The organism is Calothrix sp. FACHB-168 (genome assembly GCF_963889195.1).
Lineage (GTDB): Bacteria > Cyanobacteriota > Cyanobacteriia > Cyanobacteriales > Nostocaceae > Aulosira > Aulosira anomala_A.
In genome coordinates, this window is record NZ_CAWPNJ010000079.1 from 18,427 (window position 1) to 27,026 (window position 8,600).

Sequence of the window (8,600 nt, forward strand, 5' to 3'; positions counted from 1 at the left end):
AGCAGTGCCTATCTGAACAATTGCATTTTTTATCTTCTTCCACCACCACCAGCACCTGCGGATACACCTGCGCTAGCCACTGAGTAGGCTGTGTATTGAACAGATTTGTTGTTGGATACAGCTCTTGAAGCATTTGATATAGCATTTGATGCTTGTTTTGACCAGTTCTTGCTAATAGCGACAGAGATAGAAACTAGTTGGCTAATTTTGCTACCACCAGCGATCGCTTCTAGTTCTTCCTCGGAAACATCAGCTAACTCGCCTGCTTCAAACTGCGGACGCATAGGCAGCACAAAGTACAAGTTTGTTGGGGTTTCTTCCAGAACTTGTACACTCACTTCTGCGGGTAACTCCACATTAAATTCCCGTGCGATTACCGCTTTAGGATTTTCGAGTAACTCTTGTTTATAAGCGTCACTCTTCCAAGCTCTAGCAATGATTTTTGCTTCTAGATTTTCTTGGTTATTGTCTAGATTTTGTTCTTGTTCGCTCATTTTCTTTCTCCTTAATTCAATGATGTATGCAGTAATGAACTATTTTTGATTCCTACTAAGAACTGCGGATGCAGTTGCAACTGTTAGATATCTAAAGGATTTGTTTGTTGCCAAATTTTTTGAAGCTCTAACAGCAGCACTAACCCAACCACCAGCGATCGCTTCTAGTTCTTCTTCGGAAACATCAGCTAACTCGCCTTCTTCAAACTGCGGACGTATAGGCAGTACAAAGTACAAGTTTGTTGGGGTTTCTTCCAGAACTTGTACACTCACTTCTGCGGGTAACTCCACATCAAATTCCCGTGCGATTACCGCTTTAGGGTTTTCGAGTAACTCTTGTTTATAAGCATCACTCTTCCAAGCTCTAGCAATGATTTTTGCTTCTAGATTTTCTTGGCTATCGTCTAGAATCTGTTCTTGTTCGCTCATTTTTAGATTGATTATGGCTTCGGTTTCTGGTTACGCTGGCTATATCGTCTGAACTGGTCAACACTAACACTAAAGAGACCCGAAAATATTCCTTTACTAATCTCTATCGTACCATTCTTCCCTCCAGCCACTTGTGCTAGTTCTTCTTCAGAAATAGCTGCTAAATCTGCTGCTGAAATACTTGGGCATACGGGTATTACAAAGTACAAATTTGTTGGAGTTTCTTCTAAAATTTGTACATTCATTTCTGCGGGTAATTCTACATCAAATTCCCGTGCAATTACCGCTTTAGTGTTTTCGAGTAACTCTTGTTTATAAGCGTCACTCTTCCAAGCTCTAGCAATGATTTTTGCTTCTAGATTTTCTTGGCTATTGTCTATTGTTTGTTCTTGTTCACTCATTTTCTTGCTTATCTATGAGATTGATTTGCTAACTAGATCTAAATAGTGTGGCTACAGTGTGACTTATTACCTCAGATATAGGAATCCAATTTGATTTGGAGAAAAAATCTCAGTATATGTAGGATGTGTTAGGCGTAAGCCGTAAAGCATCAAAGAGGTAGTAGGTGCTGTACTCTCGTTGCTAACACAAAGGCAATATTGCAGGAGGAAAATTCACACTGCAATTTACCTCGCCTACGTATATGTTCAAAAATCAAATAGGAATCCTAAATATCATTCTAGGAATAATGGAAGGAACGATTGTTTTAAACCCAACTCACATAAGTTCGTTGTGTTTTTATGCTTTCATGGTTCAATATTTAAATGATATGAAGTAAAAATTGATGTGGCTATGCAGATTATATAGTCACAACTCTCATTTTTTTATTTATAAATAGGTTTGGATTTCAGCATTTTCTATATTGATTGTCAATGTGTAAGAGCTATTAATTACAAATAAATATTCGTCATTTACAACCTTGGATAATACATCTAAATTTGAAGGTAATTACAAACAGGGCAATTAGTTAGGAGAATCAATCATGACTATAAACTCCGAAGGATTCAACACTGAAACCTTAGAAGACCGCATGATTGCTAAGGCAATAGAAAATGCTGCTTATAAGCAACGTTTATTAAGCAATGCCAAAGAAGTTTTAGAAGAAGAGTTAAATGCTGAGTTACCAGAAGATTTATCAGTTGAGGTTTTGCAGCAAACTCCAAAACAACTCTATTTAGTGCTGCCAATTGATATTGATGAATTGCTTCGTGATGGTATCCTCTCTCACGAAGAACTGGAGACTATTGCAGGAGGATCGGCAGTATCGAAGCTTACTGCTAATTTAAGTGTTTTTGCTTCTATAGACTATGTTTCTAGAAAAGTGTGGAATAAATATGTAAGTAAACGTAAGTAAACGATGACCTCGCTTTTAAACAGAACCTAGCTTTTTCCGATAAATAAAGTTGGCAAGTTAGATATCCTACAGATTAACAAACATTTTGCATTTGTGTCAGAAACCAGATTTATGACGAATCTTGACTTATCAAGTAGGTAGGTAGGAGTTAAAAAACATAACTATACTTTTGTCATTGCGAGTAGGTACGACGTTGGCGAAGCCTTCTCGTTCGCGGAGCGTCCCGTAGTGAAGAGTAGCAATCGCAAGGATTTAGAGTAATTTACATTCTGTCATACAGTTAGTTTTATTCGTGTCTACCTACTTATTAACCTGGTTTCGCTTGTTGACAAAGTTACAAGATATGACTTGAAGCACAAGAATTATCCACTGGAGAATTAATCATGACTACAAATTCTGAACCATTAACTCCTGAAAGTTTGCAAGAGCATATCATTGCTAAAGCAATGGAAGATCCTGCTTACAAACAACGCTTATTAAGCAATGCCAAAGAAGTTTTAGAAGAAGAGTTAGGTGTTGAGTTACCAGAAGGTTTATCAATTGAGGTTTTACAACAGAGTTCAAAACAACTCTATTTAGTATTACCAATTGATATTGACGAACTAGTTCGTGATGGTATTATTTCTCAGTCAGAACTAGAGGCTGTTGCAGGAGGACGTATAGTGTCAGCAGTATCAAGGTTAATTCGCGATGGAGCTGCTAGTGCAGCGATTTTTGCAACCGTTGAGTATTCTATTAAAAAATTCAAAAAAAGGTAATATTCTTGCAATCATTTCTGCAATTTTTCGACCTTTTTCTTTCTTTGTTTTCAGTCGGAGATGAAGTTTACATTTAATCCTGCAAAGGCTATATTCTCCAAATTAATCATCTATTATGGCTATAAACTCTGACCCATTAACTCCTGAGAGTTTGCAAGAGCATATCATTGCTAAGGCAATAGAAGATCCTGCTTACAAACAACGCTTAATAAGCGATACTAGAGCAGTTTTAGCAGAAGAATTAGGTACTGAGTTACCAGAAGATTTATCAATTGAGGTTTTACAACAGAGTTCAAAACAACTCTATTTAGTATTACCAGTTGATATTGATGAACTAGTTCGTGACGGTATTATTTCTCAGTCAGAACTAGAGGCTGTTGCAGGGGCATCTATATCAGCAATATCAAAGCTATTTGCCAAGACAGCTGCTCAGGTATCTGTTTTTGCATCCTTTGAGTATTCTATTAAACAAAATAGGAAAAAGTAAAAAAGTTGCGATCATCTCTGATAATTTTTGACCAAGGAAGAGCAACTATCAAAATTCAAGTTCATTTACCAATGGAGAATCAATCATGTCTACAAATTCTGAAGCATTAAATCCCCAACAGATTCAAGAGCGTGTCATTGCTAAAGCAATGGAAGACTCTATTTATAAGCAACGCTTGTTAAATGATGCTAAAGCAGTTTTAGAAGAAGAACTGGGTGAAAAACTACCAGCAGATTTAACAGTTCGGGTTCTACAACAGAGTCCAAAAAACCTCTATTTGTTGTTGCCAATTGATATCGATGAACTAGTTCGTGATGGGATGCTTTCTGAATCTGAATTAGAGGCTGTAGCTGGAGGATTTGTCATTACAATTGCTACTCCCTATGCTGTTAAACAATCTCCCAAAATCTCAAAAGCAGTAAGCAAATGGTTTAAGTAATTATTCCAGATAATTACCCTCAAATATTTTGATGAATATCTAGGGGAATGTGAAAAGGTAAGGGAGCAGGGGGAGCTTATATATTCGAGAAGAAATAGTTTGTAGCTTTTTCTCCATACTCCTCCCTCTGTTTGAGAATTGCTTCACACAGCATTAGATTTCTAGCAACTCACTCAATTGAAATTTTTGATAACCATTGGAGAATCAATTATGTCTACAAATTCTGAAGCATTAAATCCCCAACAAATTCAAGAGCGCGTCATTGCTAAAGCAATGGAAGACTCTCTTTATAAGCAACGCTTGTTAAATGATACTAAAGCAGTTTTAGAAGAAGAACTGGGTGAAAAACTACCAGAAGATTTAACAGTTCAGATTCTACAACAAAGTCCAAAAAACCTTTATTTGTTGTTGCCAATCGATATCGATGAACTAGTTCGTGATGGGATACTTTCTGAGTCTGAATTAGAGTCTGTAGCTGGAGGATGGGTCATAACAGTTGGTGTAGGAGTTGCTACTCCTTATGCTGCTAAACAGTCTCCCAAAATCTCAAGAGCAGTAAAGGGATGGTTTAAGTAATCATTCAAGATAATATCCCTCAACTATTTTGATGAATATTTAGGGGAATGTAAAAAAGTAAGAGAGCAGGGGGAGCTTGTACATCCGATAGGAAATAGTTTGTAGCTTTTTCTCTATCTCCTCCCTATGTTTGAGAATTGCTTCACACATCATTAGATTTTTAGCAACTCACTCAATTGCAACTTTTGATAACCATTGGAGAGTAAATCATGAGTACAAATCACCAAGAATTTGACATTGAAGAATTTAAAAATAGACTAATTGCTAAGGCAATGGAAGACTCTGTGTACAAACAACGCCTGTTAACCAATGCTAAAGCAGTAGTTGAAGAAGAACTAGGTACAAGTTTACCTTCTGATTTGAGCATTCAGGCTGTACAACAGAGTCCCAAGCAACTTTATCTGTTGTTACCACCAGAAATTGATGAAAATATGAATGATGAAGAACTGAGCGAACAACAATTAGAGGCTGTAGCTGGGGGAGGCTATTCAAGAGCCATGAAAAAAGGCTTTTCTAATCTAGGAAAGGCGATTGTAAGTAGATAATCTACGCAAAACATTACGACAGTAGCGGTAATTCATGAATTACCGCTTTTCTATTCATTATCTATAACTTTTTTAATATCTTATGCAATTTACTCATGAGCAATTAATCAGCATTGTAGAAAAGGCTAGTACCTTATCTGAACGTCTTAGCTCTAAGTTTATAGTTAATAATGAGCTAAACAACTTAGATGATTTAGTAAATATCAAACTAGAAAAGTGGCGCGAAGCTGTTGCTAATGGGGACAATCAAAAATTTGAAAATCGCCTAGCTTGGGATGGCTTGACTTTAGAAGATGCGCGTCGTGCTGTTGCACCTGTGTCTTTGGTTGATAGAGTCAATTTACCTGCTTGGATTAAAACTTTAAATGAAGGTGTCAAAGCATCTGATGTTGCTTTTTTACAAGAGGTAGAATATCTCTGCATTGATTCTGAAGAACCAGTTCCCTTTGAAGAACTATTTTTGCCATTTATTTATATAGCTAGACAAAAATTAGCTACACGGATAGGAAATAATTATCAGCAGCTTTCCAATACGGCTCATGGGTTATTAGAACGGAGATTACTGATTTCTCTTTCTGAGATAGCTGCTCATGCTGTGGAGTTAAAATTTTCTAGTTTTCGTGCAACTAAACAATCTGCCCTTTTTTATATATTAAGACAGTCGGATAATAATGTGAAGCGCGATCGCTATACAGAATTCATCCAACAAATGCTCAATCAGGATGGACTTATTACCTTTTTCTTAGAATATCCTGTGATAGCTAGGCTGTTAGCTATCACCATTGATTTTTGGGTTGATGCTATTGGCGAATTTCTATCACACTTAGCCGCAGATTACGCAGAAATTCAGCAATTATTCCAGCCAGATGCAAACTTAGGACAGGTCGTAGAAGTCAAATCTAATCTTTCCGATCCTCATAACAATCATCACACTGTTATAATTCTTACCTTTGCTTCTGGCTTAAAATTAGTATATAAACCCAAGGGTTTGCATATAGATGAAGCCTACTTCAATTTCCTATCTTGGTTTAATCAACAAGAAGTTGACTTAACATTTAAGTGTTTAAAAATGTTAAATCGCCCCCATCATGGTTGGGTTGAATTTGTCGAATATTCACCTTGTGAAGATGAAACAGAAGTCAAACGTTTTTACCAAAGGACTGGAATCTTATTAGGGTTATTATATATTTTGCATGGTAATGATTGCCATGTAGAAAATCTGATTGCTTGTGGGGAGCATCCAGTTGTCATTGATTTAGAAACAGTAATGCACCCCACATTAAAAGAGGAAGAAGATTCTCATAAATCTCCTAATGCACTTGAATTAGCTTTTAGATTTATTGTGCAGAATTCTGTATTGCAGACTCATTTACTACCACAATGGCACGTAGCAATGGGCGGAAAATTAGTATGTGATTTTAGTCCATTAGTGGCCAATGATCAAGAAAGTAGCCAATATGATACCCCTATCTTTCTGGACATTAACACTGATAAAATGCGCCTTAAGTATGAGGCAATTTCTACAGATTTGGGTGGAAATCATCTTCCTGCATTGGGGGAAACAAAGATTTCTCCAGATAATTATGTAGAAGATTTAATCATCGGTTTCCAAAAAGTCTATATTTTTCTGCTCAACTACAGAGAATTTTTATTAAGTGATAATAGCCCATTGTTAAATTTTTCTCATCAGCGCATTAGGTTATTATTTCGGGGAACTCAGGCTTATGCTTCTATATTAAATAATGCTCAAAGAACAGAATATTTAAAAGATGGAGTTGACCGCAATATTAAACTGGAACTTCTTGGTAGAGCTTATGTGAATGAAAAAAATAAACCTTTATTTTGGCCATTATTAACACAAGAATTGCAATCAATGCTCCAGATGGATATTCCATATTTTAGTGCATTTACTGATGGTGAGGCTGTATTTCCTGGATTATCCTCTGTGTCGGTTATAGATTGCTTGATGTCTACTTTTCCACGGGCGGTCGCTAGAATTAAAGCACTTGATGAAACTGATTTGAACAGACAAATAGAAGTAATTCGTGGAGCTTTTAATAGTAGTATTATTAAACCATTTGCAGATACTTTGGCTGCCAGTGTAGAAAAGACGCAATCAACTGCTGTAAATCTGACAAATTTGACTCAGGAAGAAAGTTTACAGCAAGCGATCGCCATTGCTAATAAAATTCAATCACAGGCATTTCATACTGAGAATGATGCTGCTTGGATTGGCTTGGAATACATTCCGAAATTCCAACGATTTCACTTACAAGCTCTAGACTATCATCTAAATGATGGTAGTTGTGGAATCGCTTTATTCTTAGCCGCATTATGGTTAGTTACTAAAGATGAACAATATCGTCAATTTGCACTCAAGGGATTACAACCATTACGGCAACATTTAAGTGATTATAGCGCAGATAATTCCACAAAATTAACCGAAAATGGAGATATTGGTATTTGTACAGGCTTAGGTTCACTTATCTATGGATTAGTGCAGATTAGTAATCTGCTAAATGAACCAAATTTGTTAGATGATGCTCAAATAGTTGCTAGTTTAATCACATCAGAAGTCATTAGCAAAGACCAAGATTTAAATATCAGTTCAGGTTCGGCGGGTGCGTTGTTAGCACTTCTCGCCTTGTACAAAGTTACAGGGAAACAAAGGTATTTAGAACAGGCGATTAGCTGTGGAAATTATCTATTACAGCAGGGAATTACCGGTGATTTAGGGATTACAGCTTGGAATACCGCAGAGAAGAAACTGTCACCAGGGTTTGCTTATGGTGCGGCTGGTATCGCCTATGCTTTGTTGAGATTATATGATATCACTTTGGATGGTAGTTTCTTGTTAGGTGCAAAAGAGGCGATCGCCTATGAACGTAGTCTTTTGCTTGCCGAAACCAACAATCAAAATCATTCATTTCCCCTCGGCTGGAGTCATGGTACTGCGGGTATTGTGTTAGCTCGTTTAGGTAGTTTGACGATATTAGATCATGAAGAAATTCGTCAAGAAATCATTAGTGGTTTAAATACCATCCAAAACAGTAATTTAAATTTAGTTGATAGACTTTCTTGCGGTAACTTTGGCATTATTGATGTTTTCTTGGAAGCTGCTACTAAACTTTCACATCCGAATTTATTAGCAGATGCCCAAAAACTAGCTGCATCTATTGTCAATAAAACTCACGAAACTGGTCATTTCTATTTGTTTTCTCCACATCACCAAGATATCTATAATCCTGGTTTTTTCAATGGGATGGCTGGAATTGGCTATGAATTATTAAGACTGAGTTACCCAAAATTATTACCTGCAATTTTGCTGTTTGATTAAATTGGAGAGCGAAAAATTTCGGCTCATTTCTTGCACCAAATGTCAGTAGACCGAAAAGTTTTGCGATCGCGCACAGAGCATTCATCCTGACATAGGTAGTGGACGCACTTTTGTTCTGCCAAAAGCCCTTTGAAACAGTTAAGAATTATACCAAGTTTTTTTTCAACTCTGATACCAACTC

General features: G+C 36.7%; 10 protein-coding genes. 7 read left to right on the plus strand and 3 right to left on the minus strand.

Going from position 1 to position 8,600, the window contains the following annotated elements; translation table 11 throughout:
• Positions 1-29: 29 nt before the first annotated feature.
• The 3 genes from AACW45_RS34860 to AACW45_RS34870 are packed head-to-tail and all read right to left on the minus strand — an operon-like array spanning position 30 to position 1,324.
• Entirely contained in the window at positions 30-494 is a 465-nt protein-coding gene (locus tag AACW45_RS34860) for an NHLP leader peptide family RiPP precursor (protein WP_190637664.1), read from the minus strand.
• Between the two features lie 39 nt (positions 495-533).
• The gene (locus tag AACW45_RS34865) at positions 534-923 is read right to left on the minus strand and encodes an NHLP leader peptide family RiPP precursor (protein WP_190637666.1); all 390 of its coding nucleotides are present in this window, start codon (positions 921-923) and stop codon (positions 534-536) included.
• Between the two features lie 11 nt (positions 924-934).
• A complete protein-coding gene (locus AACW45_RS34870) occupies positions 935-1,324 on the minus strand; it encodes an NHLP leader peptide family RiPP precursor (protein WP_190637667.1) in 390 nt (129 codons plus the stop codon).
• A 581-nt stretch (positions 1,325-1,905) separates the two neighbouring features.
• Between AACW45_RS34870 and AACW45_RS34875 the strand changes: the two genes are divergently transcribed.
• The 7 genes from AACW45_RS34875 (at position 1,906) to AACW45_RS34905 (ending at position 8,419) form a co-directional block, all read left to right on the plus strand.
• Entirely contained in the window at positions 1,906-2,277 is a 372-nt protein-coding gene (locus AACW45_RS34875) for an NHLP leader peptide family RiPP precursor (protein WP_190637669.1), read from the plus strand.
• Positions 2,278-2,660: 383 nt separating this feature from the next.
• On the plus strand, positions 2,661-3,035 hold the full coding sequence (locus tag AACW45_RS34880) for an NHLP leader peptide family RiPP precursor (protein WP_190637671.1): 375 nt from the start codon (positions 2,661-2,663) through the stop codon (positions 3,033-3,035).
• A 115-nt stretch (positions 3,036-3,150) separates the two neighbouring features.
• Positions 3,151-3,522 carry an NHLP leader peptide family RiPP precursor gene (locus AACW45_RS34885; RefSeq protein WP_190637673.1) on the plus strand — a complete coding sequence of 124 codons (372 nt, stop codon included), beginning with the start codon at positions 3,151-3,153 and terminating at the stop codon, positions 3,520-3,522.
• 85 nt (positions 3,523-3,607) lie between these two features.
• Entirely contained in the window at positions 3,608-3,961 is a 354-nt protein-coding gene (locus tag AACW45_RS34890) for an NHLP leader peptide family RiPP precursor (RefSeq protein ID WP_190637675.1), read from the plus strand.
• Between the two features lie 210 nt (positions 3,962-4,171).
• Entirely contained in the window at positions 4,172-4,537 is a 366-nt protein-coding gene (locus tag AACW45_RS34895) for an NHLP leader peptide family RiPP precursor (protein ID WP_190637678.1), read from the plus strand.
• A 209-nt stretch (positions 4,538-4,746) separates the two neighbouring features.
• Complete coding sequence (locus AACW45_RS34900) at positions 4,747-5,082, plus strand: NHLP leader peptide family RiPP precursor (RefSeq protein WP_190637680.1); 336 nt, start codon at positions 4,747-4,749, stop codon at positions 5,080-5,082.
• Between the two features lie 82 nt (positions 5,083-5,164).
• Positions 5,165-8,419 carry a type 2 lanthipeptide synthetase LanM family protein gene (locus AACW45_RS34905; RefSeq protein WP_190637683.1) on the plus strand — a complete coding sequence of 1,085 codons (3,255 nt, stop codon included), beginning with the start codon at positions 5,165-5,167 and terminating at the stop codon, positions 8,417-8,419.
• Positions 8,420-8,600 lie beyond the last annotated feature (181 nt).